Source organism: Streptomyces atroolivaceus, from assembly GCF_000717025.1.
GTDB lineage: Bacteria > Actinomycetota > Actinomycetes > Streptomycetales > Streptomycetaceae > Streptomyces > Streptomyces atroolivaceus.
Map to the genome: position 1 here is coordinate 235,685 of NZ_JNXG01000002.1, position 24,002 is coordinate 259,686.

Below are 24,002 nucleotides of genomic sequence, written 5' to 3' on the forward strand. Positions count from 1 at the left end.
CCATGGTGCACGTCGACCGCCCCGCCGTGATCGCGCTCGAGGGCGTGGGTCTCACGTACCCGGGCCCCCCGCCGGTCACCGCTCTCCGGCCCTGCTCCCTGCGGATCGAGCAGGGCGAGTTCGTCGCCGTCGTCGGGCCCTCGGGGTCGGGCAAGTCCAGCCTGCTCAACATGCTCGGTCTGCTCGACAACCCCACCGAAGGCACCTACCTGCTGAACGGTCTGGACACCTCCGCGGTGAGCGACAGCCGCCGTGCGGCGTTGCGCGGATCCCACATCGGATTCGTGTTCCAGTCCTTCCACCTGCTTCCTCACCGCACGGCCCAGGAGAACGTGGAACTCGCGATGCTCTACCGGCGGACACCCCGGCGTGTCCGCCGCCGCAAGGCGGCCGAGGTGCTGGCCCGGGTCGGTCTCGCCCACCGCGCCCATGCCCTGCCCACCCACCTGTCGGGGGGCGAGCGGCAGCGCGTGGCGGTCGCGCGTGCGCTGGTCGGAGAACCGGCACTCCTGCTGTGTGACGAACCGACCGGGAACCTCGACAGCGGGAACGCCGCCTCGCTCCTCGACCTCCTCGGACGCCTCCACCGTGAGGGCATGACCATCGTGGTCATCACACACGACGGACAGGTCGCCGCCCGGGGCCGACGGACCATCACCATTCGGGACGGCGTACTCACCGAGGTGGACACCGGCGCGGCGGCACCGTGCTGAACCTACGCCGCGACCGAGCCGAACGCCGGGGAACGCCGGTGGACCGGGGCGCCGGCCGCTCGCGGCTCGCGACCCGTGATCTCCTGTCCGAGGCCGTCGCCGGAATCGTGCAGCGGCCCGCCCGTTCGGTCCTCACCTCGCTCGGCACGGTCCTGGGCGTCGGCGCGTTCATCGCCGTCCTGGGACTCACCGGGACCGCCGCCGCGCAGATCGACACGCGCTTCAACCGGCTGACGGCCACGGAAGTCACGGTGGAGGACACCGGCGGCCGCGACGCCGACCGGGTCCCGTTGGCGTTCCCCCGGAGCGCCGACGCCAGGATGGCCCGTGTCAACGGTGTCGAGGCCGCCGGCGTGTACTGGAAGATCCGTCTCGCGCCCGGACAGTCCGTCCGGTCCTCCCAGGTCGGGAACGCCAACGGCGCGGTGTCCCAGACGCCTGTGGTCGCCGCCTCTCCCGGGGTCCTCGCGGCAGCCGGACCCCACTACGTCCAGGGGCGCGGATACAACGCCTTCCACGAGTCCCACGGCGACAGCGTGGCCGTGATCGGGTCCGCGACCGCCGCCCGCCTGGGCATCCTCACCCTGCGCACCCAGCCGGCCATCTTCATCGGGGACACCGCGTTCACCGTCGTCGGCATCATCGACGACGTCGAACGCAAACCGGACCTGCTCCTCTCCATCATGATTCCGAGAGCGTCGGCCGAGCGGATCTGGGGACCACCGCAGGACGAGCGCGCGAAGATGCTCGTCTCGACCGACCTCGGTGCCGCCGCCCAGGTGGCGGAGGAGGCCGCTCTCGCGCTGCGGCCGGACCATCCCGAGTACCTGCGGTCGATCCCCCCGGCCGACCCCAAGGCGCTCAGGAACGCGGTGGGGAACGACCTCGGGCAGCTGTTCCTCCTGCTCGCCGTCGTCTGCCTGTTCATCGGAGCGGTGGGGATCGCCAACACCACGCTGGTCGCGGTGATGGAGCGGATCGGTGAGATCGGCCTACGGCGCGCGCTCGGCGCGAGATCCAGGCACATCACCCTGCAGTTCCTCGCCGAGTCCGCGGCCCTGGGCCTGGTGGGGGGCGTCACCGGCACGTCGCTCGGCACCGCGGTCGTCGTCGGCGTCTCGCTGCAGAAGGAATGGACGCCCGTCGTCGATCCCCTCACCCTCGCCGCGGCACCCGCGCTCGGGCTGGCCACCGGACTGCTGGCCGGCCTGTATCCCGCATGGCGGGCCGCCCGTATCCCACCGGTCGACGCCCTCCGCCGTTGAGGCGCGCGGAGACCGTCCACAGACGTGTCCGGGGCAGCAACCGAGCGCCGGATCCCACACCACCCACTTTGTTCACCGGAAGACAGGAGGGGCTCATGGCTGACGAAATGGTTCAGCGCGCCCAGAGGTTCATCAACACCACCTACAACAACGGTGCGACGCTCGGCATAGCCAAGCTGGACGAGAACGGCCAGACCGGCTGGCCGGTCATGTACGCCCTGACCCGGGCCCTGCAGTACGAGATGGGCATCACCGCGCTCTCGGACTCCTTCGGCCCGACGACGATGTCCACGATCGGTGCGAAGTACGGCAAGCTCGACGAGACGACGGTCCCGTCAGCGAACTTCTGCCGCATCATCCAGTCCGCCCTGTACTGCAAGGGCTACGACGGCGGAGAGATCGACGGCACCTACAACGCCCGGGTCAAGGACTCCGTCGCGGCCCTGCACAAGAACATGGGGGTGAGCGTCACCTACCCGGGCAGCGCCCTGTGGCCGAAGACCGCCAAGGGCCTGTTCAACATGGACGCCTACGTCACCGTCAACAGCGGCTCCGAGACGGTCCGGGCGATCCAGCAGTGGCTGAACGGCAGGTACGTCCTGCGCAAGGACTTCTACATCATCCCCTGCGACGGCCACCACTCCCGTGACGTCGCCAAGTCCATGCTGTTCGCCATCCAGTACGAGCTGGGCATGGCGGACGGCGTGGCGAACGGCGTCTTCGGCCCCGGAACGCAGACCGGCCTGAAGTCGCGCACGGTATCGGTCTCCAGCAACTCCACGGGCGTATGGGCGCAGCTCTTCACCGCGGCCATGGTCCTGAACAAGAACAGCGTGGCGTTCGGCAACTTCACCGACGCGGTACGACAGGCCGTGACGTCGTTCCAGTCGTTCTGCGGCCTGTCCGCCACCGGCGCGGGTGACTTCCCCACCTGGGCGTCCCTGCTCGTCTCCTACGGCGACCAGTCCCGCAAGGGCGCGGCCTGCGACGGCGTCACCGAGATCACGCCGGCGCGGGCCACGGCGCTGAAGGCCGCCGGCTACAAGTACCTCGGGCGCTACCTCTACAACCCTTCCAGCACCAGCCTGCCGGAGAAGGCGATCCAGCCGGGCGAACTGGCCACGATCAAGGAGGCCGGGCTGCGCTGCTTCCCGATCTACCAGACGTGGAGCCGGTCCGCCGACTACTTCAGCACCCAGCAGGGCACCAGGGACGCCTTCGAGGCCATCGACTGGGCGCGGTACCACGGCTTCAAGCCGGGCACCATCATCTACTTCGCGGTCGACTACGACGCGATGGACGGCGAGGTCACCGACTACGTCATCCCGCACTTCCGCGCCATCACCCGGACCATCAGCGAGAACTCCGGGTACAACGTGGGTGTCTACGGAGCCCGCAACGTGTGCCAGCGCGTCGTCGACGCCGGGTACTCGTCCGTGTGCATGGTCTCCGACATGTCCAGCGGTTTCTCCGGCAACCTCGGCTACCCGCTGCCCTCCAAGTGGTCCTTCGACCAGATATCCACCATCACGATCGGATCCGGCACCGGATCGATCGAGATCGACAACAACATCGCCTCCGGCCGGGACACCGGCCAGGGCGACTTCAACCCCGGGGTCTCGTTCGACGGCCTGGACGTGGACCTGGACAAGAGCGCCTACCGCGCGTCCATGCTGCAGGACGTCAAGTCCTATCTGACGTCGATCGGTGTCCCCGAGACCGGGGGCGACGGCTGGACCGACAAGGACTGGGCGAGCCTCGGCGGCATCTCCACGACCGAGGCCTTCGACGCGGTGGTGGACTCCGACTGGCTCTTCACCTCGCTGGCCCGGTCGCTGCGGATGCGCAAGGCCCTGATCCAGGCCCCCGTCCTGTGGGAGCTGCGCAAGCTCAACCCCGGCGACTTCCTCGCCGACGCCGCCGTCCAGGCGGGCATCGAGGACGACTGCAGCACCGGCTGGGGCCAGATCTTCGCGAGCACGGCCATCCAGGCCCGCAACTACTGCATCGGCGAAGGCATCATCAACGGCGAGGGCAAGGACTACACGAACGCGGACGACCTGAAGGAGGTGTGGAACAAGCTGCACGACGACCAGGATTACAACGTCCGCACGGTCGCGTACGTGCTGCTGTGGAACTCCGAACTGTTCGGCATCGACCGGCCGGACCTGAGCGGCGACGTCCACGTCACCGAGGCCGTGCTCGGCCGGTACAACGGCACCGGCCCGGACGCCGAACAGTACGGTCGGGAACTGATGGGCCTGTACCACGTGCTGGAGAACTACAACGCGTTGTCCCGCGCCTGATCCGGACAGCAGACCCTGGTACCGGACACACACGAAGGAAGGCCGGAGAGATGGCCGGACGGTGGCCCACAGCTGTGGGCGCGAACCTGCTCCTCGGGATCCCCGCTGTGGCGCCCCTCTGGCTGCTGTGGTTCCTCGCCGCGAACTGGCTCACGGGCCCCGCGCCGGAGGAGAACGACGGGCTGGGGGTGTGGATGGTGATCACGGCGGTCGTCGTCGGCCTCTACGCCCTGCTCTGGGCGTCCGTGAACCGGCCGATCGCACGCCGGAGTTCGCTCACACCACGCACCTACTGGCTGACCGGCGTCCTGGCCACTCTCCTGCCGAGCACGGCGCTCATCATCTACTCACCGTGAAGGGACACGAAGACGTGCAGCACGACAACATACGAGGCGTTTCGAGACGGACGGTCCTGACGCACGCGGGCGTCATCGCAGCCGCGGTGACGGTGACCTCCGTTGTGCCGGGCGTGGCGACCGCCGCGCCGAAGGCCCCGGAGACCACACCGGCCGACGTACCCACGTCCGCCAACGGCTGGCCCCTGGAGAAGGAGGCGAACCACGTCTCCACCGTGTGGACGCGCCCCGTCCCCGGGACCGGCCACAAGCTCGACATCCGGATCGGCGACGCGGAAGCGATCCTGCTCCACGTCATCCGCCGCTACCACTACGAGGTCGAGCAGCTCAACCCCGGTGACCTCGCCGGCTGGCAGAGGATCGGCACCCTGGACGAGAAGCTGCCCGAGTCCAACCTCGCTTCCGGGACCGCGGTCCGCATCCGCCCGGGCGCCGCCGCCGAGGGCAGCCTCTTCCCGCTCCAGGAGATCACGGTGCGGGACATCCTCGCCGACTGCGAGGGAGTCGTCCGCTGGGGAGGGGACGACAAGAAGGTGGACGAGTCCCTCTTCTACCTCGGCCACGGACCCGACAGCACCGAGGTACGCGACGTGGCCCGCAGGCTGCGTACCGGAGAGGCCACTCCCGGCCGGGGCGCCGGCGTGGCGGTGGACCCCCTGTCCAGGACACGGCGCGATCGCGCCCAGCGCCTGGCGCGGCAGCAGGCCGGCAGCTGAATCCGTGAACGCCCTCCGGCCCGCGGCGACGCGGCCGGGGGGCCGGATCGTCACGCCGCCGGGCGTCGACGACCGCCCCGTCGTGACGACCCGTGCCGGAGACCGGCGGTCCGGCCCATGGATCCGGGTGCCGGGGCGCCGAGCCCGGTGACCGCGGCGGTACGTGGCCCGAGCGATGCGTCCGGCCGGTCACGAACGCGGGTGCGCCTGGCAGAATCCGAGCATGGTGGACATCATCTCGCGTGACGGGACGTGGAGCTTCGACGGGGCGACGGTGCGTGTCGTCCCCGGCAGCAAGGTGCACCCGGTGCGGCAGGATCTGGGCGAACTGGCCGTTCCCCTGCACACGGTGGCGGGCGTCTCGTTCGAGCCGGACCGCAAGGGCGGCCGTCTGCGACTGCGGCTGCGCACCGGCGCCTGCCCCGTCCTGCGGGCCGCGGACGGACGGCTGAAGGACGCCGCCGACCCGTACCAGCTCGTGGTCGACAAGGACCGCACGGGCGTGGCGGAGTACCTCGTCGACGAGATACGCAACGCCCTGCTGATCGAGCAGGTGCCCGAGGGCCCGGTGGACCGCTTCCTGCTGCCGGGGCCGTCGGTGCCGGTGTCGGGCGGCGGCGGGGACGGCACGGCTTCCTTCGACGGGGAGACGGTCCGCCTCACCTGGAACTGGAAGGCCGAGGAGTCGAAGACCGCGGGCGGCGCGGTCACCCTGCCCCTGTCCGAGGTGACCGGGGTGCGCTGGATGCCCGCCATCGGGCTGGAGAACGGCTTCCTGCGCTTCGACCGGGGAGGCGCCTCGGCCACGACCCCCAAGTACGACCCGTACTCCCTCGTCCTGTGGGGGCTGTCCAAGCGGGAGTACACCGCGGTCCTGGTCGCCGCCGCCGTCCTGGTACGACTGTCGGCCCCCGCCGATGCCGTGGCCCCGGCCGCGACCGCCCCGGCGCTCGGCCCCGTCCCGGCGCCGGACGCCGACGGTCACGACGCCCTGTTGCGGCGGCTCCGCGAGCTCGGCGGGCTGTACGAGGCCGGCATCCTCACCGACGAGGAGTTCGCCGCAGCGAAGCAAGCCGTGCTGAAGAGGCTCTGAGCAGGGGCTTCGTCCGGCCCGGAGCTCGCGCCGAGGGGCTGGTCACACGGTCGGCGGGGGGCTGGGCGCCCTGCGGCCGGCGGGCCGTCCCCGGCCCCACACGGCCAGCGGCTCGAGCGCGTCGTTGAGGCGCGCCCCGTCCTCGGTCAGCGAGTACTCGACGCGGGGCGGCACCTCGTCGTAGGCCACGCGGCGCACGATGCCGTCGGCTTCCATCTCACGCAGGTGGGAGGCGAGTACCTTCTCGGTGATCCCCGGGACCAGCCGGCGCAGCTCGCCGAAGCGGCGCCGGGGCTGGGTCTCGAGCGCCCAGAGGATCAGCACCTTCCACTTGCCACCGATCACTTCCATCACGGTGTCGATCCCGCAGATATGTGCGTCCGGCGTGTCGGGCCGGTTCAGCGTCGTCATACCCCACCCCTCCGACGTGCTTGCTCACCTCAGGGTAACCACCCACTCCGAAGTGCGTACTTGATCGGCCGGTGCCCCGGGGCGAGTCTGACCGGCATGACACAGAAGACTGTCGAGAAGACCCCCGTCACCCTGCTGGGCCTGGGCGCGATGGGTACCGAACTGGCCCGTACCTGGCTCTCCGCCGGTCACCCCCTCACCGTCTGGAACCGCACCCCGGCCCGCGCCGCCGCGCTCGCCGCCGAGGGCGCGGAGGTCGCGGGCAGCGCCGCCGACGCGGTCGCGGCGAACACCCTGGTCGTCGTCTGTCTGCTGGACGACGCCTCGGTCGACGAGGCGCTGGACGGCGCCGACCTGGCCGGCAAGGACCTGGTCAACCTGATCACCGGCACCCCGGCCCAGGCCCGCGCCCGCGCCGAGTGGGCCCGCGCGCGCGGAGCCCGGTACCTGGACGGCGGAATGATGGCCGTGCCTCCGATGATCGGCGTTCCGGAGGCCGGCGGTTACGTCTTCTACAGCGGCTCGCGGGAGGTCTTCGAGCAGCACCGGGAGACGCTGGCCGTCCCGGTGGGCACCACCTACGTCGGCGAGGACGCGGGCTTCGCGGCCCTGTACGACGTGGCGCTGCTCAGCGCCATGTACGGGATGTCCGCCGGGATCGCCCATGCCTTCGCCCTGATCCGCAAGGAGGACATCGACCCCGCGTCGCTGGCACCGCTGCTCACCGACTGGCTCGTCGCGATGGCGCCGTCGGCCCACCTGACCGCCGAACAGCTGCGGAGCGGCGACTACACCAAGGGCGTCGTCTCCCGTCTCGCCATGCAGGTCGCCGGCACGCCGACCTTCCTGGGCACGGCCGAGCAGCAGGGTGTGAGCACGGAACTGCTCAGCCCCTACTTCGAGTTGATGCGCCGACGCCTGGCCGGGGGAGGCGGCGACGAGGACCTGACAGGAGTGGTCGACCTGCTGGTCCGCTGACCGCCCCTCAGCCCCGGGTCGCCGAACTACGCGCACCTGCCGGCGAGATCGCGGGTACGGGACCTTCGGGCAGGGTGCTGTCCTTCCGGCCGTTCGGTCGGCCGGGCACGGGCGGCGGGGCGGGCCCGGGTGGGAGGGTCAGCTCCCGCAGGCGCAGCCGGCTTCCTCGTCCGGGGCGGGGCTCCTGCTCATCCGTCCGGCGTCCGCCTTGACGACGTACACCTCCCAGGGTTCACGGCCGGGGCCGTGCACCCACACCTTGTCCTGGAGTGCGTAGCAGCACGACGTGTCGTTCTCCTCGAAGGTGGCGAGCCCCGCGTCCTTGAGGCGGGTGGCGGCGGCGGTGACCTCGCCGGTGCTGCCGACCTCGACGCCGAGATGGTCGAGCCGGGTCTCCTGGCCCGGCTCGCCCTCGATGAGGACGAGCTTGAGCGGCGGGGTGGTGATCGCGAAGTTGGCGTAGCCGGGGCGGCGCTTGGCGGGCTCCACGCCGAAGAGCTTGGAGTAGAAGGTCACCGACGCGTCGAGATCGGCGACGTTGAGCGCGAGCTGGGCACGGGACATGACTGCCTCCTGAGGCCTGCTGTATTGACGTTCTTCGATTCAAGTCTGCTCTCTGAATCGAAGGACGTCAACATAGAGAGATGTCGAAACAGGGCCTGCGGCGCTCGGCCACCAGCTGCTGCACACCTGTGCGACCTGTCACCGGTCCTGGCGGACTGTGCCGCCGACGGCGCGGCGCGGGTCGCGTGCGGCAAGGGGGGTCAGGACAATGGCGCACGCGCCATCCAGAGGCGCCCGAGCCCTGTCCGGTTCTCGCGACCCGCGCGACCGCGGCCGTGGGAACCGGACATGGGGCATATCAAGGAGGACCCGTGGTGGATGTCCCGGTGGACCAACTGACCGGTGTGGTCGACGGTGTGCGTACGCGGGCCCGTGGGCAGCTCCTCGACGCTGCCCTGGAGCTCTTCGGGGTGTACGGCTACGCGCAGACGTCGGAGCAGGACCTGTGCGAGACGGCCGGGGTGCCGGCGGAGGTGCTCTGGGAGGAGTTCGGCTCCCGTGAGGGCCTGTTGACCGCCCTGCACAACCAGATCACGACCAGTGGACTGCGGGCGGCGGAAGTGGCCCTGCTCTCCGAGGGGATGGACGACTGTCCGGTGGAGCAGCGTTTCCGCCGGCTCTTCGACGCGTACGTGTCGGCGGTGACCCGGGACCTGCGTGAGGCGCGGGTGACGTTCGTCGAGGTGCTGGGTGTGAGCCCGGCGGTGGACGCGCACTGCAAGCGGTGGCGTGACCTGTGGACCGACTTCCTCACCGGTGAGGCCGAGCGTGCGGCGGTGCGCGGCGAGGTGGAGGAGCGGGACCACCGGGTCGTGGTGATGGTGATGGTCGGCACGGTCCACGAACTCATGGCCCACCACGCACGCCGCCCGCGCAGGGCCCGGCCGGACGAGGTGACGGAGGAGCTGACCAAGCTCGGGCTCGCGATGCTCGGGGTCGAGACCGTCGGCTGAGCGGACCGTGCGCGCCCCTGGCGTCGTCACACCTTGATGTCCGCGGCTACGGGCAAGTGGTCGCTGCCGGTCGCGGGCAGCGACCTGACGCGGGTGACCGTCGCCGAACGGGCGAGGACCTGGTCGATCCTGGCGACCGGGAACCCCGCGGGCCAGCTGAACGCGAAGCCCGGTCCCGGCCGGCTCATCAGTGAGCCGACCGGTTCCAGACCGCGGTCGTCCAGCGTGCCGTTGAGGTCCCCCAGAAGGATCACCCGCTCCAGGGGCTCGGCGGCGATGGCCTCGGCCAGGAGGACGGCGCTCTCGTCCCGCCGGCCCGACGTGAGCCCGGTCGCCGGGCCGATCCGCACCGAGGGCAGGTGTGCGACGTACACGGCGACCTCGCCCCGCGGCGTGCGGGCGGTCGCCCGCAGGCCCCTGTTCCACCCCTCCCCGACACCCGACGGCCTGATGTCCACGAGCCGTGCGTCGCTGAGGGGGTACTTCGACCAGAGTCCGACCGTGCCCCTCGTCGCGTGGTGGGGGTGGTCCGCGGCCAAGGCCGCTTCGAAGGCCGGCAGCGCCGTCGCCGTCAGCTCCTCCAGGGCGATGAGGCCGGCGTCCGTACCGGCCAGCGCCCTCGCGGTCGCGGCCGGATCGGGGTTCACGTCGCTGACGTTGTGCTGGACCACCGTGAACGTGCCCTCAGCCGGCCGGTCACCGGTGGACACCAGGCCTCCGAAGGAGACGGACCAGGCGGCCACGGGCAGCAGCAGCGCGGCCGACGCCAGGAAGGAGCGGCGCAGCAGTGCCGGGACCAGCAGGACGGGGACGGCCAGGCCGAGCCAGGGGAGGAAGGTCTCCAGCAGACTGCCCACGCGGCCGGGGGTGTTGGGGACCAGGCCGGGACGGACGAGCAGGACGGCCACCAGGAGACAGAGCAGAGCGACCGCACGGCCCCGCCGCCGGCTCCAGCCCCGCTTCCGCGCGTCGGGCTTCTTCGTCACCCGCTCGTGCCCCCGTCCGGGCGTCTCCCCGTGATGCCCCGCCCGTCACCGGAACGCGCAGCCCCGTGATCCGGTTCCGGCCCCCGGCACCGGCCGGAGGTGTTCCACGACGAGGCGGGGGGCGTGCGGTGACCGTGAGGCCCCCGGGAGTTCAGGCCGCCGCCAGTGCTCCCGCGTACGGGCCGCCCACGCCCCAGGCCTGGTGCATCGCGTCGGCGAACGCGGCGGCCAGTCTGTGCTCGCCGGAGGGGCCGGGGTGGGTGCCGTCGTACGTGTCCGTGTGGATGTCGTAGCCCGCGGGGCGTGAGGCCAGCAGGACCGGCGACGAGGGGGCGTCCAGGTCGGCGACCGCCTTCGCGAGCAGCGTGTTGAAACGGTCGCACTCGGCGGCGAAGGGAGCGTCCGACTCCGCCCTGATGTTCGGTATGACAGGCAGCAGCACCAGCTTGATCCGGGGGTTCGCGGTGCGGGCCGCGGTGACGAACGCCCGTGCGTTCGCGGCCGTCTGCGTGCTGTCCGTGTAGAAGCCGAGGTCTATCAGGCCGAGAGAGACCAGCAGGATGTCGGCTCGGGCAGCCCTGACGGTGTCCGCGATGACCGGGGCCATGTGCAGCCAGCCCTCGCCCCAGCCGGCGAGGTGGCGCCGCGCGGACGCGGGGAAGGCCTCATCGCCGTACGCGTGGGAGAGCGGGGCGTTCGCCTCGGTGTCGTACAACTCGGTTCGCGGGCCCGTGATCGCGTACCCGCCGTCGCCGAGAGTCGCCTCGAGGTGTTGCCACATGCGGTAGCGCCAGGTGAAGTCGCCGGCCTTGCCCACGGTCATGCTGTCGCCGACGAAGAGAAAACGCATGGCGACATCATGGCGGATCACGTCTCCGGGCTGCGACGTGACGGTGGACACTTGTGCCATGAGATCGCTGCTGACCGTCTCCGCTGCCGCCGCCCTCCTGTTCCTGACGGGGACGGCGCCCGCCGTCGCGGACGACGGGGACAGGGCGGACCGGAGCTTCACGATCGAGGACTCCCGGATCACCGAGTCCAGCGGGCTCGCCGCCAGCCGGATCCACCCCGGCGTGTACTGGACGCACAACGACAGCGAGGACGGACCGTACGTCTACGCGGTCGACTCCCGGACCGGCAGGACCGTGGCGACGATCACCATGAAAGGTGTGGGAGAGCCCCGCGACGTGGAGGCGATCTCGATCGGGCCCGACGGGAACCTGTACGTCGGTGACATCGGCGACAACCTCGGCGGCTCCTGGGACCACGTCTGGATCTACCGTTTCCCCGAGCCGAAGCGGCTCGCGGACGCCACCGTGCGGGCGACGCAGTTCGACGTGACGTACGCGGACGGGGCGCGCGACGCCGAGGCGATGATGGTCCACCCCACGACGGGGCGGGTGTTCATCGCCTCGAAGAACGAGGACGGCGGCGGTCTCTACGAGGGCCCGCAGAAGCTGACGGCCGGCGGAGCCAACGTCTTCCGGCGCGTGGGTGAGGTGCCGTGGGTGACGGACGGGGCGTTCTCGCCGGACGGCGGGGAACTGGTGCTGCGCTCGTACTTCAGCGCCCGGGGCTACGCCTTCGAGGACGGCCGGCTCGGTGCCGACCACGCGGTGAGCGTGCCGCTCCAGGGCCAGTCCGAGTCGGTGGCGTACACGGCGGACGGCTCCGCGATGATGTTCGGCTCCGAGGGGGAGAACAGCGAAGTGGTGCGCGTGGAGGTGAAGGGCGGCGGCAAGGCGCCCTCCCCGAACGGCGGGGGCGGTGGGACTTCGCCCGGGGACGACGGGGACGGCGGCGGCTCGGACAAGGGCACGGTGACGGGAGGCGCTCTGGCCGTCGTCGTCGTCGTGGTGGCTCTGATCGCGGCCGGGCGCCGCCGCGGGTAGCGGTCCCGCCGGCTCAGTTCAGCCGGGCCATCTCCGAGATCGGCCAGTCCATCGCGTCTCCCGCGTGTGTGTCGCCGGGCCGGTCTCTCCGGCCCTGTCACGACGGTAGGAGTTGCCGCAACGGCAACTGCAACCCCCGATCCCCGGACTCTTCGCCGCCGGACGCAGGGCGTGCCCCCGGCCGGACGGACTCGCCGACCGCCGGTACCCGTGGACCTCCCGGTCCCGCCCACGCCGACGGGGCTGTGGCGGAACCGTGCCGCCCTGCTGCCGCACGCCGGCACGCTCAGACGTCGTCGGTGACCGGCCGCAGTTCGTAGTGCAGGGTGCGGTCGCGCTTCAGCCGGTGGGTGAGCGGGACGGCCACGCCCTGGAGCGCGGGGTACTTCCGGGAGAGCGTCCGCGCCGCGTGGGTGTTCTCCTTCGAGTCCTCCTGGAGGAGCCGCGCCCAGGCCTTCACAGGTGGTCCTGTCGGCGCACCCCGCACGGTGCACGGCGCGATCTCCACCATCGGGTGGTTACGCATCCGGTCGACCTTCCAGGCCGAGGAGAACGTGCGGATGTAGGCGTGGTCACCCTCGACGGCGATGCTGACGGGGGTACGGGCAGCCGAGCCGTCCGGCCTGCGGGTGCTGAGCAGGACGGTGTACTGCTTCACGAAAGGCTCCAGCTCATGGATCGTCTCCATGCATCCATGGTGCATGAAACAGGGGCGAGGCGGACCTTCGGGTCATCGGTCCGTCATGGCCCGGTCACTTGTTCCGCGCGCTGCCGGACCAGGGCCTCCAGCCCGTCGACGATGCGGCCGAGGCCGAAGGCGAAGTGGTCGAAGTCGGATCCGAACGCGTCCTCCGGCAGGGCGGCCATCCGCGGATAGTCGCCGCTCAGCATGGCCCGCTCCAGGTACGGGTGCTGTCCCTTCCAGAAGGCCTCGTCGCTCAGGCCCGTCTCGCGGGCGGCCTCCATGGCGTGGTTCTCGGTGCGGGCGAGGCCCTCGACGAAGCTGTTCACCGTCATGATCACGCCGATCAGCTCGGGACCGGTGAGGTTCATCCCCCGGAGCCCGGTCAGTGACAGTTCGAGACCGCGCAGGGCGCTCGGGCCGAGGACCGTGCGCGCCTGGTTGATCTTGAGGAGCCAGGGGTGGGCCCGGAGGGTGGCCAGGTAGCTGTGGGCCATGGCCTCGACGGCCGACCGCCAGTCCCCGGGCACCTCCGACGCGTCCGCGGCGAGCGGTTCGCCCTGGACGCGGTCCAGCATCAGGTCGAGCAGTTCGGCCTTGCCGGGGACGTAGCGGTAGAGCGTCATCGTGCCGGTCCCGAGCTCCGTGGCGAGCCTGCGCATCGAGAGGGCGTCGAGGCCCTCCGCGTCGGCGACCTCCACGGCCTTGCCGACGATCCGGTCGAGCGTGAGAGCCGGCTTGGGGCCACGGCTGGGACGTTCTCCGGTGCCCCACAGGAGCTCCAGGCTCCGTGCGATGTCGCCGCTCCCCGTGGTGGTGCCGCCTGTCGGTGCGCTCTTCGTCATGGGCTCAGGGTAAGCCTCCGACATGAAACTGGGTACGGTGTACTCGAAATCGGGTACGGTGTACCCAGTAAGGGAGCCTGAAGGGGAGGGAGTGCCATGTCCGCATCCGGAGACGCCGTGCTGGCCGAGCGGATCGTGAAGCGGTACGGGGCGAAGAAGGGGGCCGCGGAGAAACGCGCGCTCGACGGGTTCGACCTGGCGGTCAGGTCCGGCACCGTGCACGGGCTGCTCGGGCCGAACGGTGCCGGGAAGACCACCGCCGTGCGGGTGCTCGCCACCCTGCTGCGGTTCGACGCCGGCCGGGCGGAGGTCGCCGGACTGGACGTCGCCCGCCGGCCGCGGCAGGTACGGAGCAGGATCGGGCTCGCCGGGCAGTACGCCGCCGTGGACGAGGTCCTCACGGGCCGGCAGAACCTGGAGATGTTCGGCCGCCTCTTCCATCTGGGCGGCGGGGCTCGGCGGCGGGCCGACGAGCTGCTGGAGCAGTTCGACCTGGTGGAGGCGGCGGACAAGGGCGTCACGGAGTACAGCGGAGGGATGCGGCGGCGGCTCGACCTGGCCGCCTCGATGATCCTCGCGCCCCCCGTGCTGTTCCTCGACGAGCCGACGACCGGGCTCGACCCTCGCGGCCGCGGCGAGGTCTGGGACGCCGTACGGGCACTGGTGTCCGGCGGTACGACGGTGCTGCTGACCACGCAGTACCTCGACGAGGCGGACAGGCTCGCCTCGCACATCACCGTCATCGACCGGGGGCGGGCCATCGCGGACGACAGTCCGGACGGACTCAAGGACCGGGTCGGCGGCGACCGGATCGAGGTCGTCGCCGCGGAGCCGGCCGACCTCGCGGCCGTGGCGAAGGCCGTGGACCGGGTGGCGGGCGGCGGACTCGTGGTGACGGATGCGCCGGACCGTCGCGTGCACGCCCAGGTCACCGACCGGGTGGCCGCACTGACCGAGGTGGCGCGGTCCCTCCAGGACGAAGGGATCGCGGTGGAGGACATCGGACTGCGCAGGCCGAGCCTGGACGACGTGTTCCTGCGCCTGACGGGACACGGCGCGCAGGCCCCCGACGGAACGGAGGCCGCGGCATGACCGCGCTCGAACTGCCCGCCACCACCGGCCGCGAGCGGAGCCGGGCGTACTGGGCGCTCGCCGACTGCTGGAACGTCACCCGCCGCAGCCTCACCCACTACCAGCGGCAGCCCCTCGCGATCGTCTGGCAGCTCGGTTTCCCGATCATCTCGGTGCTGCTGTACGGCTACGTCTTCGGCAGCGCGATGAAGGTGCCCGGGGGCGGCGACTACCGGGAGTTCCTGATGCCCGGCATGTTCGCCACGACCATGACGCTGGGCTTCATGAACACCGCCATGGCCGTGGTCACCGACGCCGGCAAGGGGGTCATCGACCGCTTCAGGTCGATGCCGATGGCCCCGTCCGCCGTCACCGCAGGGCGCGGGGCCGCGGACCTCGTGGTGGCCTCCGCCGAGCTGGCGATCCTGGCGGCCACGGCGCTCGCGATCGGCTGGCGGGCGGACGGCGGCCCGCCGGCAGCTGTGGCGGCGTTCGGTCTGCTTCTGCTGCTGCGGTTCAGCCTGATCTGGGTAGGGGTCTGGATCGGCCTGCTCGTCCCGAACGCGGAATCGGCGGGCGGGCTGTACGCGATCGCCTTCCCCGTCACGATGATCTCCAGCGCGATGGTGGCCCCCTCGCTGATGCCCGGCTGGCTGGGCACGGTCGCCGCCTGGAACCCGGTCTCCTCCACGGTCACCGCAGCCCGGCAGCTGTTCGGCAACCCGGTGGCGGGCGGCGGCACCTGGATCGAGGAGCACGCGCTGCTGATGGCGCTGGTGTGGCCGCTGGTGATCACGCTGGTGTTCCTGCCGCTCGCGGTGCGCAGATTCCAGCGGCTCAGCCGCTGAGCCCCGCGTAGGGTCCGTCCATGCAGGCCGACCGGGCCCCCGAGCCCTTCTCCACCTTCCGTCTCGACGCTCTCCCGCTCGATGCCACGTACGCGCAGGAGATGGCCGGGGTCCTCTCCGACCCTGCCCTCCACACCTGGACGGGAGGCGCCCCGGAGGACGCCGGCACGCTGCGAGCCCGCTACGAGCGCCAGGCTGCCGGCTCGCCCGACCCCGCCGAACTCTGGTGGAACTGGGTGCTCCGGGTGCGGGCCGACGGGTGCCTGGCCGGCTATGTGCAGGCCACCGTGCGCGGGGCGCGGGCAGAGGTGGCCTGGGTGGTCGGGACCCGGTGGCAGGGCAGGGGCTACGCGAAGGAGGGGGCCGCCGGTCTGGTCCGGCACCTGCTGGACCGGGGCTCCGTCCGTACGGTCGTCGCCCACATCCACCCGGACCACGCGGCCTCCGCAGCCGTGGCCACCGCTGCCGGGCTCCTGCCCACGGACGGACGGGAGGACGGTGAGGTGCGGTGGCGGCGGGACACCGCCCGGGAGACCGCGACGGACCGGGTGGCGTGCTCCGGCCGCGATCTCTGATCAGGACGGACGCGGCCGTCGTCGTCCCAGGCCTCCATGGTGCGCGGAGCGCGGACGCGGCAGCTCCGGGGGCCGGGCATCCGACGGACGCTACGGGCGGGGACGGCCCGCCTCGACCAGCTCGGCGACGTCGAGGGTCATGTCGGCACCGATCGACGCGGGAAGCTCGGCCGACTGGCCGGGGGCGTAGACCTCGTGGCTGTCGTACGTGCAGCCGGTGGGCTCCGTCAGGACGTGGAGGCGGCCGTGGCGGCGGTCCAGGACCACGTACGCCGGGATCTTCGCCTCGGCGTACGCGGCGACCTTGTTGCGGAGGTCGCTCTTGTAGTTGCCTGATGTCACTTCCAGGACGAGGCGGAAGACGGCCGGGTCGTAGCAGTTGTTCTCGACCAGATGCCCGTCGAAGTCCGCGTCCACGACGGCGAGGTCCGGGATGGCGTAGTCCTCCGGCCCGCCGGGCAGCCACAGGCCGATGGCCTGGAGGACCGCGGACTCCCCGTCGTCGAGTCCGGCGGTGATGAAGGGCCGCATGAGCTTGGTCAGAGCGCGGGCGTGCGGGCCGTCCGGGGGTGGGGCCACGGTGATGACGCCTCCGATGATCTCGACGCGATAACCCGGAAGCTGCTCCATGAGACGGTTCGCCGTCACGAGCATCGGTTCCGGCTCATCGTCACAGGGGTGCTCGACTGCGGCAGCAGACATGGCGGGCCCTCCTGAAATGGCTGGTGTCGAGGACATCATCGTAGGACGGGGCTCCCGAATCCGTCCCGCAGGCGGTTCGTCACCCGGCCGAGTGAAGCAGAAACGGCCCTGCTCACCGAGGTGTGCAGGGCCGTTCCGGACGTGTGACCGTCAGAGCTTGTCGATCACGTAGTCGATGCAGGCGGTGAGCGCCTGGACGTCCGCCGGGTCGATCGCCGGGAACATCGCCACGCGCAGCTGGTTGCGGCCCAGCTTGCGGTACGGCTCCGTGTCGACGATGCCGTTGGCGCGGAGCACCTTGGCGACGGCCGCCGCGTCGATGCCGTCCTCGAAGTCGATCGTGCCGATGACCTGCGAGCGCTTCGCCGGGTCGGTGACGAACGGGGTGGCGTACTTGGAATCCTCGGCCCAGCCGTACAGGTGCTGCGACGACGCCGCGGTGCGGCCGGTGGTGAAGTCCAGACCGCCCTGCGTGTTCATCCACTTCAGCTGCTCGTTCAGCAGGAAGAGGGTGGCCAGCGCCGGGGTGTTGTACGTCTGGTTCTTCAGCGAGTTGTCGATCGCCGTGGGCAGCGAGAAGAACTCCGGGACGTGCCGGCCCGAGGCGTGGACGCGCGCGGCCCGCTCCAGGGCGGCCGGGGAGAAGACACCGATCCACAGGCCGCCGTCGGAGGCGAAGGACTTCTGCGGGGCGAAGTAGTAGACGTCCGTCTCGGTGATGTCGACCGGCAGGCCGCCCGCGCCGGAGGTGGCGTCGACCAGGACGAGCGAGCCCTCGTCGGCGCCCGCGACCCGCTTGACGGGGGCGGCGACACCCGTCGAGGTCTCGTTGTGGGTGAAGGCGTAGACGTCGACGCCCGCCTCGGCCCGCGGGTCCGGGTGGGTGCCCGGGTCCGAGGCGATGACGGTCGGGTCGGCCAGCCACGGGGCGAGCTTGGCGGCCTTCGCGAACTTCGACGAGAACTCGCCAAAGTTCAGGTGCTGGGACTTGGACTCGATCAGACCGTGCGTCGCGACGTCCCAGAAGGCGGTGGACCCGCCGTTGCCCAGGATGACCTCGTACCCCTCGGGGAGGGAGAAGAGGCTGCGCACACCGTCACGCACCTCGCCGACCAGGTTCTTGACCGGGGCCTGGCGGTGGGAGGTGCCGAGAAGGGAGGTGCCGGTCGCGGCCAGTGCGTCGACCGCCTCCGTCCGCACCTTGGAGGGCCCGGCGCCGAAACGTCCGTCGGCGGGCTTGAGGTCAGCGGGAATCTGGATGTCAGCCACGATCCGGAGCGTAGTCCCTTCCGGTAGCGGTGGAAGACCGCGTCCGTCGGATGAGACACACGCTCCGGATGCCGGACGACCGGCGCGGGCGGGCAGGACAGTGGAAAACCGGCAGGGCGAAACGTGCGCGATCAGCCCAGATCGACCGGGAGTTCGTACAGGTCGTTCTGGGTCACGATCGGCTTGTTCCGCAGGTCGGAGGCGGGGACGGCGAGGTCGAGGCCGGGGAAGCGCTCGTACAGCGCGGGCAGTGCGACCCCCGCCTCCAGCCGGGAGAGCGCGGCACCCGGGCAGACGTGCGGACCGTGGCCGAAAGCGATGTGGCGGTTGGGGGTGCGGGTGATGTCGAACTCACCGGCGGTCGGCCCGTACTGCTTCTCGTCGCGTCCCAGCGCGCCGAACGAGACGATCAGGGCCTCGCCCTTCGGCAGGACCTTGTCGCCGACCTCGATGTCCTCGGTCGCGAAGCGGATCAGGACGTGCGAGGTCGGGGTGTTCCAGCGCAGGGTCTCCTCGATCACGTTCTCCCACGGCACCTCCCCGCTCAGCACGCGCTTGCGCTGCTCGGGGTGGGTCTGGAGCGCCTGTACGACGTTCACGACCAGGCTGATCGTGGTCTCGTGGCCGGCCGCGATGATCAGCTGAAGCGTGTTGACGATCTCCTCGTTGGTGAGGTGGTCGCCGTCCTCCGAGGCCGCGATCAGGGCGCTGGTGAGGTCGTCGCCCGGGTTCGCCCGCTTGTCGTCGACGATCTTCGTGAACAGGGCGCCGAGGTCCGCCATCATCTGCGGGACCTCCTCCGGCGGGGTCTGCGTCGAGAAGAACTTCTCGAAGAGCTCCTTGAGCCGGGGGTGGTCGGCCGCGTCCACGCCCATCAGCTCGCTGATGACGTTCATCGGCAGCGGATAGGCGAACTCCGCCTTCAGGTCGACCGGCTCGCCCGCGGGCAGCGCCGCGAGCCGGTCCAGGGAGGCGTTCGTCAGCGCCTCGATGCCGGCCCGCAGCCGCTCCACCCGCTTCACCGTCAGCGCCTGCGCGACCATGCCGCGCAGCCTGCGGTGCTCGGCGCCGTCCACCGTCAGCATGGAGCGGCCCGGGTTGACGAGGCCGATCAGCGCCCAGTCCATCGGGATCTCGCCGCGCTGCCAGGCGTTCCAGACGTTGATGTCCTTGACCACGCGGCTGTCGGTGAGCAGCTGGCGGGCCTCGGCGTGGTGCGTGACCGCGTAGCAGTGGACCCCGCCGGGGAGCTCCACCTCGGCCAGCGGGCCGGCGGCGCGCAGCGCGGCGCTCTCGGCGTCCAGGTCGGCGACGAGGGGATCGAGGGCGATCCGGGTCATTTCAGGCCTCCAAGAGCTGGGGTGGGCGTGAAGTGCACCGGCAGATCCGTCAGCCCGTGCAGCCACGGGGACGGGCGCCGGGTCAGCTGTTCCGCGGGGACGTCGAGGTCCACGTCCGGGAGCCGGTCCAGGAGCACCTCGATCCCCGTACGGGCGATGACCTCGGCGGTCTCCTGGGCCGGGAACGGGCAGCGGTGTTCGCCGTGCCCGAAGGAGAGGAAGGCGTTGTTGCCGCCGGTCAGCGCGGAGCCGTCGGTGCGTATCTGCGGGTCGACGTTGGCGGCGGCGATGCCCAGGAGCAGCAGGTCACCGGCGCGGATGTGACGCCCGCCGAGGTGGGTGTCACGGGACGCCCAGCGGCCCGCCACGTTCTGGGTGGGGGTCTCCTCCCAGAGCACCTCGTTCATGGCCTCGCCGACGCTGTGCCGGCCGCCCGACAGGGAAGCGGCGAAGCGGTCGTCGGTGAGCATCAGCCGGAGCGAGTTGCCCATCCAGTCGGCGGTCGGCTGGTGGCCCGCGGCCATCATCACCATGAGGTCCTGGGCGACCTCCTCGTCGGTGAAGCCGCCCGGGTCCTGGAGCATCCGGGTCGCCACGTCGTCGTCGGGCCGGGCGTGCTTGTCGGCGAGGAGCTGGAACATGGCCGTGCCGAGGTGCTGCTGTCCGGCCAGGGCCCGTTCGCGGCCGTCGATCATGTCGTTGAGCGCGCCCACGAGGGGTCCGCCGACCTCGTCGCTGAAGCCGTAGAGCTTCGCTAGGACGCGGGCCGGGAGCAGCATCGCGTACTCGGCGATGATGTCGGTGCGGCCGATGGAGCAGAAGCGGTCGATGAGATCGTCGGCGTACTCCTCCGCGTACCGCTTGAGCGCGAACGGGTCGACGGCCTCCAGGGCGTTGCTGATCATCGCCGCACGGACGGTGTGCCGCTCACCGACCGTGTAGAGGATGGACGGCTGCCTGCGGCCGATCATCGGCAGCAGCGGCCAGCCCTCCGGGATGTTGTCCCACTGGTTCCAGAGCTCGGAGTCGCGGCTGAAGAGCACCGGGTCGCCGGTGACCTGGTGCAGCTCGCGGTAGCCGAGGATCAGCCAGGCGGGTATGTCGCCGGCGAGGACGACGGGGGCCACGGCGCCGTGGTCACGGCGCATCTCCCGGTACAGCCGCACGGGGTCGGTCTGGAACCGTGGTCCGGACAGAGGTACGGGACCGTGGGACACGGGGCACTGGGTCACGGGGTGGGCTCCGGGGTCATGGCCGGGGCTGGGCCGGCGGACAGGGCAGGGCCGGAAGCCTTCGCACGGGCGACGGACATCGCGTGGAGGTGCTCGACCAGCGTGATCAGGACGTACTTGCTGGAGGAGCGGTCCCGCGCGTCGCACTCGACGAGCGGGACGTCGGGGGAGAGGTCGAGGGCCTCGCGGATCTGCTGCTCGGTGTGGAACGAGCCGCCGAAGTCGTTGCACGCGACGATGAACGGCGTGCCGTGGTGCTCCAGCCGGTCGATCGCGTACCAGGAGTCGGCGAGCCGCCGGGTGTCGACGAGGACGACGGCGCCCAGGGTTCCGGAGAAGAGACGGTCCCACAGGAACCAGAAGCGTTCCTGTCCGGGCGCGCCGAAGAGATAGAGGACCGAACGCGCGTCGAGCGTGATGCGGCCGAAGTCGAAGGCGACCGTGGTGGACGTCTTGGAGTGCACACCGTCGAGGTCGTCGACGGCCTCGCCCGCGCGGGTCATGGTCTCTTCCGTGTTGAGCGGACGGATCTCGCTCACGGATCGGACCATGGTGGTCTTGCCGACCCCGAAGCCGCCGACGACGACGATCTTCAGTCCGTTGTCGGCTGTCGCCTGCAGGGCGGCACGGTCAGAGGTTGCGGAGTCCAACGAGCACCTGTTCCAGGGTGTCGGTGTCGGGGAGCCGGTCCGCGACACGGGCAGTACGGGGGTGGCGGGCGCTGATCCGGCCGGTGTCGAGCAGGTCGCACAGCATGATGCGGACGATGCTGACGGGCAGATTCAGGGTGGCCGAGATCTCGACGACCGCGGTGGGCCTGTTGCACATCCGCAGGATCGCGACGTGCTCCGACTGCATTCCGGGGCTCGGGTCGCACTCGGCGACGACGAGCGTCACCAGGTCGAACGCGGCCGAGTCGGACCGGCTGCGGCCACCCGTGAGGGTGTACAGCCGGTCCGGGTCGTCGTCGCGTCCGGGGCGGGGGCGCGGGACGGACGTCATACGTCCGCGGTTTCCGCGACCGTGGCCGCCGTGTCGCCGGAGGGGTCGCGCGGCGGGGCGACGAGGTATTCGCCGAGCTGCTCGACGAGTTCGCTCATGTTGTGGCCGACCAGGCCGACGTCGGAGTCCTCCGCCGCCACGACCGCCAGGTGGGCGCCCGCGCCCGCCTCGACGATGAACAGCACGCCGCCGTAGAACTCGGTCATCGCGGACCGTACGCCGCCGCTGCCGTCACCGAACTCGATGGACGCGCCGTGCGACAGGCTCTGGATGCCGGCGGAGATGGCGGCGAGCTGGTCGGCCTGGTCGACGGAGAGTTCGGGGGTGCGGCACAGCTTCAGGCCGTCCCGGGAGAGGACGAGAGCGTGCCGGGCGCCGGGCGTGCGGTCGAGCAGCCCCTCCAGCAGCCAGTTGAGCTTCTCATCGGTGGTCGCGCTCATCGGGTGTTGCCTTCCGGGTGCGGGGAATTGGCTCGTACCGCCTGGCTGAAGGTGCTGAAGCGGGCAGCCTGGACCTTCGGGTCGGTGGCACGGGGCCTGGGGGATTCGGCTCCGCCGGGGGTGGCATTGCCGGTACGTGCTTCGGCGGCGGCCAGGGTGCGGCCGCGGCGCCGCTTGGGCAGGCCGCTCTCACCGACCTGGGGGACACCACCGGTGGACTCGGACGCCGACTCCGGGCTCCCGGACGCGGCATCCGTCCGCGACGCGGACCCGGGGGAGTGCGCCGCCGCGGTGGCCGGGGTACGGCTGTCCGGGCCCGGCGTCGTGTGGGCCGGCTCGGGCTCGGGGTGTCCGGCCGGCTCCGGGAGGGGAGCGGTGGTCGCGGGTGTACGCGAGATGAGCTCCTGCGGCAGCATCATCAGGGCGCCCGTTCCTCCGCGTGCCGACGGCCGGAAGGAGACGGTCAGGCCGTGCTTCCTGGCCAGCCGGCCGACGACGGCGAGTCCGAGCCGGGTGCCGGAGATACCGGTGAGGTCCTGGTTGTCGGCGGAGACGGCGCGCTCGGCGCGGCGCAGCTGCACGTCGCTCATCACCAGGCCGCTGTCCTCGACGGTGACGACGATGCCCGCCGGCACCTCCTCGACGTACACATGCACTTCGGCGGTGGGCGGCGAGAAGTTGGCAGCGTTGTCAAGGAGTTCGGCCAGGGCGTGCATGACGCCCTCGGCGGCGTGGCCCGCGATCGCCACATCGCTGGTCGAGTGGAGGCGGATGCGCTGGTAGCCGCCGATACGGCCCATGGCTCCGCGCAGGATCGACTCCATCACGATCGGCTTGGCCCAGCGGCGCCCTGAGCGCGCACCGGTCAGCACGGCGATGGAGTCGGCGAGACGGCCCGCCTGGGCCGTGCGGTGGTCGAGGTGCAGCAGATCGCCGAGCACGTCCTCGGCGGTGTGCCGGTGCTCCATCTCGCGGAGGTCGGCCAGCATGCTCGTGGCCAGGGCCTGCATCCGGCCCGCGGCGTTGGCACAGGCGGAGATCGCCGCGGAGCGCTCGTTCTCGGCGCGCCGGGCACGGGTGGTGAGCCGGGCTGCCTCGGCGGTGAGCCGTTCGTGCTGCTCGGTGGCCTCGACGGTGACCCGTGCGACCCGGTCGTCCGCCTCGGCGGTCACCCGGGCCGCCTCGGCGGAGGCGGCCGCTCTGATGCGGGCGATCTCCGCGGTGAAGCGCTGCGCCTCGGCGGCGGAGGTCGAGACGAGGCGGGAGGTCTCGGCGGTGAAGCGTTCGGAGTCGGCGGCCCGCATGGCGCGCAGATTCCGGGCGGTGGCGAGCGCGTGGACGGTGACGGCCGCCGCGACGCACAGCAGCACGGCGGCGGAGCCCGCCCCCCATGCGGTCGGGGTCCGTACCGAGGCGGGAGCGGCGGCGACCGCCCACAGGCACAGAGCACCGGTAACGGCTGCCGATATCAGCAGGGCGAGTGCGGTCGGCCGGAGTGAAGGGCGCAATCGGAGTCCTCGGGGCGGACGGTGCGGAGGAATGGACAGGTGTGACAGAAGGGGCAATCGGGATGTAACGGTGTGGTGATGATGAAAGGACCACAACTGGACCTGATTGTTCCTGATCAAGTCGAGGCAACTATAGGAGAATTGGCGACTTGTTTGGGGATTCCTTGTGGCCACTTCTATATGAAATCTGGCTTGAATCGACTCTGGCGGAGTCATGGGGTCGGTGCCCCCCAAGGCAAGTCGCGGGGCTGACGG

At 71.1% G+C, this 24,002-nt stretch carries 26 protein-coding genes; 12 read left to right on the forward strand and 14 right to left on the reverse strand.

Translation table 11 applies throughout. From position 1 onward, the window contains the following. The first annotated feature begins 2 nt into the window (after positions 1–2). The 6 genes from OO67_RS04315 to OO67_RS04340 all read left to right on the forward strand — a co-directional run bounded on the left by OO67_RS04315 (position 3) and on the right by OO67_RS04340 (position 6,449). Positions 3–713: an ABC transporter ATP-binding protein gene (locus OO67_RS04315; protein WP_033297399.1), complete on the forward strand. Its 711-nt coding sequence runs from the start codon at positions 3–5 to the stop codon at positions 711–713. Continuing rightward, the gene (locus OO67_RS04320) at positions 707–1,978 is read left to right on the forward strand and encodes an ABC transporter permease (protein WP_078597629.1); all 1,272 of its coding nucleotides are present in this window, start codon (positions 707–709) and stop codon (positions 1,976–1,978) included. The genes OO67_RS04315 and OO67_RS04320 overlap by 7 nt, the downstream gene beginning before the upstream one ends. Positions 1,979–2,073: 95 nt before the next feature. Beyond that, positions 2,074–4,284, forward strand: coding sequence for a glycoside hydrolase domain-containing protein (locus tag OO67_RS04325; protein WP_033297402.1), 2,211 nt, complete (start codon positions 2,074–2,076; stop codon positions 4,282–4,284). A gap of 50 nt (positions 4,285–4,334) precedes the next feature. Continuing rightward, positions 4,335–4,640, forward strand: a complete 306-nt coding sequence (locus tag OO67_RS04330; RefSeq protein ID WP_033297404.1) for a hypothetical protein — start codon at positions 4,335–4,337, stop codon at positions 4,638–4,640. After that, entirely contained in the window at positions 4,637–5,356 is a 720-nt protein-coding gene (locus OO67_RS04335) for a hypothetical protein (RefSeq protein ID WP_244300037.1), read from the forward strand. The genes OO67_RS04330 and OO67_RS04335 overlap by 4 nt, the downstream gene beginning before the upstream one ends. Positions 5,357–5,579: 223 nt before the next feature. After that, the gene (locus OO67_RS04340) at positions 5,580–6,449 is read left to right on the forward strand and encodes a DUF4429 domain-containing protein (RefSeq protein ID WP_033297406.1); all 870 of its coding nucleotides are present in this window, start codon (positions 5,580–5,582) and stop codon (positions 6,447–6,449) included. Positions 6,450–6,491: 42 nt separating this feature from the next. Here the strand turns inward: OO67_RS04340 and OO67_RS04345 are convergent, their stop codons facing one another. Further along, positions 6,492–6,860: a winged helix-turn-helix transcriptional regulator gene (locus OO67_RS04345; RefSeq protein ID WP_033297409.1), complete on the reverse strand. Its 369-nt coding sequence runs from the start codon at positions 6,858–6,860 to the stop codon at positions 6,492–6,494. A 96-nt stretch (positions 6,861–6,956) separates the two neighbouring features. Here OO67_RS04345 and OO67_RS04350 point away from each other — a divergent pair, with 96 nt between their 5' ends. After that, on the forward strand, positions 6,957–7,838 hold the full coding sequence (locus tag OO67_RS04350; protein WP_033297411.1) for an NAD(P)-dependent oxidoreductase: 882 nt from the start codon (positions 6,957–6,959) through the stop codon (positions 7,836–7,838). A gap of 138 nt (positions 7,839–7,976) precedes the next feature. Here the strand turns inward: OO67_RS04350 and OO67_RS04355 are convergent, their stop codons facing one another. Next, positions 7,977–8,402 (reverse strand): ArsI/CadI family heavy metal resistance metalloenzyme, encoded by a 426-nt coding sequence (locus OO67_RS04355; protein WP_033297413.1) that lies wholly within the window; start codon positions 8,400–8,402, stop codon positions 7,977–7,979. A gap of 311 nt (positions 8,403–8,713) precedes the next feature. Between OO67_RS04355 and OO67_RS04360 the strand changes: the two genes are divergently transcribed. Next, a complete protein-coding gene (locus tag OO67_RS04360) occupies positions 8,714–9,355 on the forward strand; it encodes a TetR/AcrR family transcriptional regulator (protein WP_033297415.1) in 642 nt (213 codons plus the stop codon). Between the two features lie 26 nt (positions 9,356–9,381). Here the strand turns inward: OO67_RS04360 and OO67_RS04365 are convergent, their stop codons facing one another. Continuing rightward, entirely contained in the window at positions 9,382–10,341 is a 960-nt protein-coding gene (locus OO67_RS04365; protein ID WP_033297417.1) for an endonuclease/exonuclease/phosphatase family protein, read from the reverse strand. 151 nt (positions 10,342–10,492) lie between these two features. After that, positions 10,493–11,191: a GDSL-type esterase/lipase family protein gene (locus tag OO67_RS04370; RefSeq protein WP_033298671.1), complete on the reverse strand. Its 699-nt coding sequence runs from the start codon at positions 11,189–11,191 to the stop codon at positions 10,493–10,495. Positions 11,192–11,249: 58 nt separating this feature from the next. On the opposite strand from OO67_RS04370, the gene OO67_RS04375 reads away from it, so the two are divergent. Further along, positions 11,250–12,233 (forward strand): hypothetical protein, encoded by a 984-nt coding sequence (locus OO67_RS04375; RefSeq protein ID WP_033297419.1) that lies wholly within the window; start codon positions 11,250–11,252, stop codon positions 12,231–12,233. 286 nt (positions 12,234–12,519) lie between these two features. Here the strand turns inward: OO67_RS04375 and OO67_RS04380 are convergent, their stop codons facing one another. Continuing rightward, positions 12,520–12,921 (reverse strand): PPOX class F420-dependent oxidoreductase, encoded by a 402-nt coding sequence (locus OO67_RS04380; protein WP_033297421.1) that lies wholly within the window; start codon positions 12,919–12,921, stop codon positions 12,520–12,522. 53 nt (positions 12,922–12,974) lie between these two features. Then, complete coding sequence (locus tag OO67_RS04385; RefSeq protein WP_033297424.1) at positions 12,975–13,760, reverse strand: TetR/AcrR family transcriptional regulator; 786 nt, start codon at positions 13,758–13,760, stop codon at positions 12,975–12,977. Between the two features lie 96 nt (positions 13,761–13,856). Here OO67_RS04385 and OO67_RS04390 point away from each other — a divergent pair, with 96 nt between their 5' ends. From OO67_RS04390 to OO67_RS04400, 3 genes are read left to right on the forward strand one after another with little or no spacing between them, the layout of a single operon-like run. Beyond that, complete coding sequence (locus tag OO67_RS04390; protein ID WP_033297426.1) at positions 13,857–14,852, forward strand: daunorubicin resistance protein DrrA family ABC transporter ATP-binding protein; 996 nt, start codon at positions 13,857–13,859, stop codon at positions 14,850–14,852. Further along, the gene (locus tag OO67_RS04395; RefSeq protein ID WP_033297428.1) at positions 14,849–15,679 is read left to right on the forward strand and encodes an ABC transporter permease; all 831 of its coding nucleotides are present in this window, start codon (positions 14,849–14,851) and stop codon (positions 15,677–15,679) included. Before OO67_RS04390 ends, OO67_RS04395 begins: the two co-directional genes overlap by 4 nt. Positions 15,680–15,699: 20 nt before the next feature. Continuing rightward, the gene (locus tag OO67_RS04400; protein WP_033297430.1) at positions 15,700–16,254 is read left to right on the forward strand and encodes a GNAT family N-acetyltransferase; all 555 of its coding nucleotides are present in this window, start codon (positions 15,700–15,702) and stop codon (positions 16,252–16,254) included. A gap of 90 nt (positions 16,255–16,344) precedes the next feature. Here the strand turns inward: OO67_RS04400 and OO67_RS04405 are convergent, their stop codons facing one another. From OO67_RS04405 to OO67_RS04440, 8 genes are all read right to left on the reverse strand, one after another. Beyond that, entirely contained in the window at positions 16,345–16,956 is a 612-nt protein-coding gene (locus tag OO67_RS04405; RefSeq protein WP_033297432.1) for a Uma2 family endonuclease, read from the reverse strand. 150 nt (positions 16,957–17,106) lie between these two features. Next, on the reverse strand, positions 17,107–18,225 hold the full coding sequence (gene serC, locus OO67_RS04410) for a phosphoserine transaminase (protein ID WP_033297434.1): 1,119 nt from the start codon (positions 18,223–18,225) through the stop codon (positions 17,107–17,109). 131 nt (positions 18,226–18,356) lie between these two features. Beyond that, a complete protein-coding gene (locus OO67_RS04415) occupies positions 18,357–19,565 on the reverse strand; it encodes a cytochrome P450 family protein (RefSeq protein ID WP_033297436.1) in 1,209 nt (402 codons plus the stop codon). Further along, positions 19,562–20,797 (reverse strand): cytochrome P450, encoded by a 1,236-nt coding sequence (locus OO67_RS04420; RefSeq protein WP_033297439.1) that lies wholly within the window; start codon positions 20,795–20,797, stop codon positions 19,562–19,564. Before OO67_RS04420 ends, OO67_RS04415 begins: the two co-directional genes overlap by 4 nt. Further along, positions 20,794–21,447 carry a GTP-binding protein gene (locus OO67_RS04425; protein WP_033297441.1) on the reverse strand — a complete coding sequence of 218 codons (654 nt, stop codon included), beginning with the start codon at positions 21,445–21,447 and terminating at the stop codon, positions 20,794–20,796. Before OO67_RS04425 ends, OO67_RS04420 begins: the two co-directional genes overlap by 4 nt. Next, a complete protein-coding gene (locus OO67_RS04430; protein ID WP_033297444.1) occupies positions 21,428–21,799 on the reverse strand; it encodes a DUF742 domain-containing protein in 372 nt (123 codons plus the stop codon). The genes OO67_RS04425 and OO67_RS04430 overlap by 20 nt, the downstream gene beginning before the upstream one ends. Further along, positions 21,796–22,239 (reverse strand): roadblock/LC7 domain-containing protein, encoded by a 444-nt coding sequence (locus OO67_RS04435; RefSeq protein ID WP_033297446.1) that lies wholly within the window; start codon positions 22,237–22,239, stop codon positions 21,796–21,798. Before OO67_RS04435 ends, OO67_RS04430 begins: the two co-directional genes overlap by 4 nt. Then, positions 22,236–23,747, reverse strand: coding sequence for a sensor histidine kinase (locus OO67_RS04440; protein ID WP_033297448.1), 1,512 nt, complete (start codon positions 23,745–23,747; stop codon positions 22,236–22,238). Before OO67_RS04440 ends, OO67_RS04435 begins: the two co-directional genes overlap by 4 nt. Positions 23,748–24,002 lie beyond the last annotated feature (255 nt).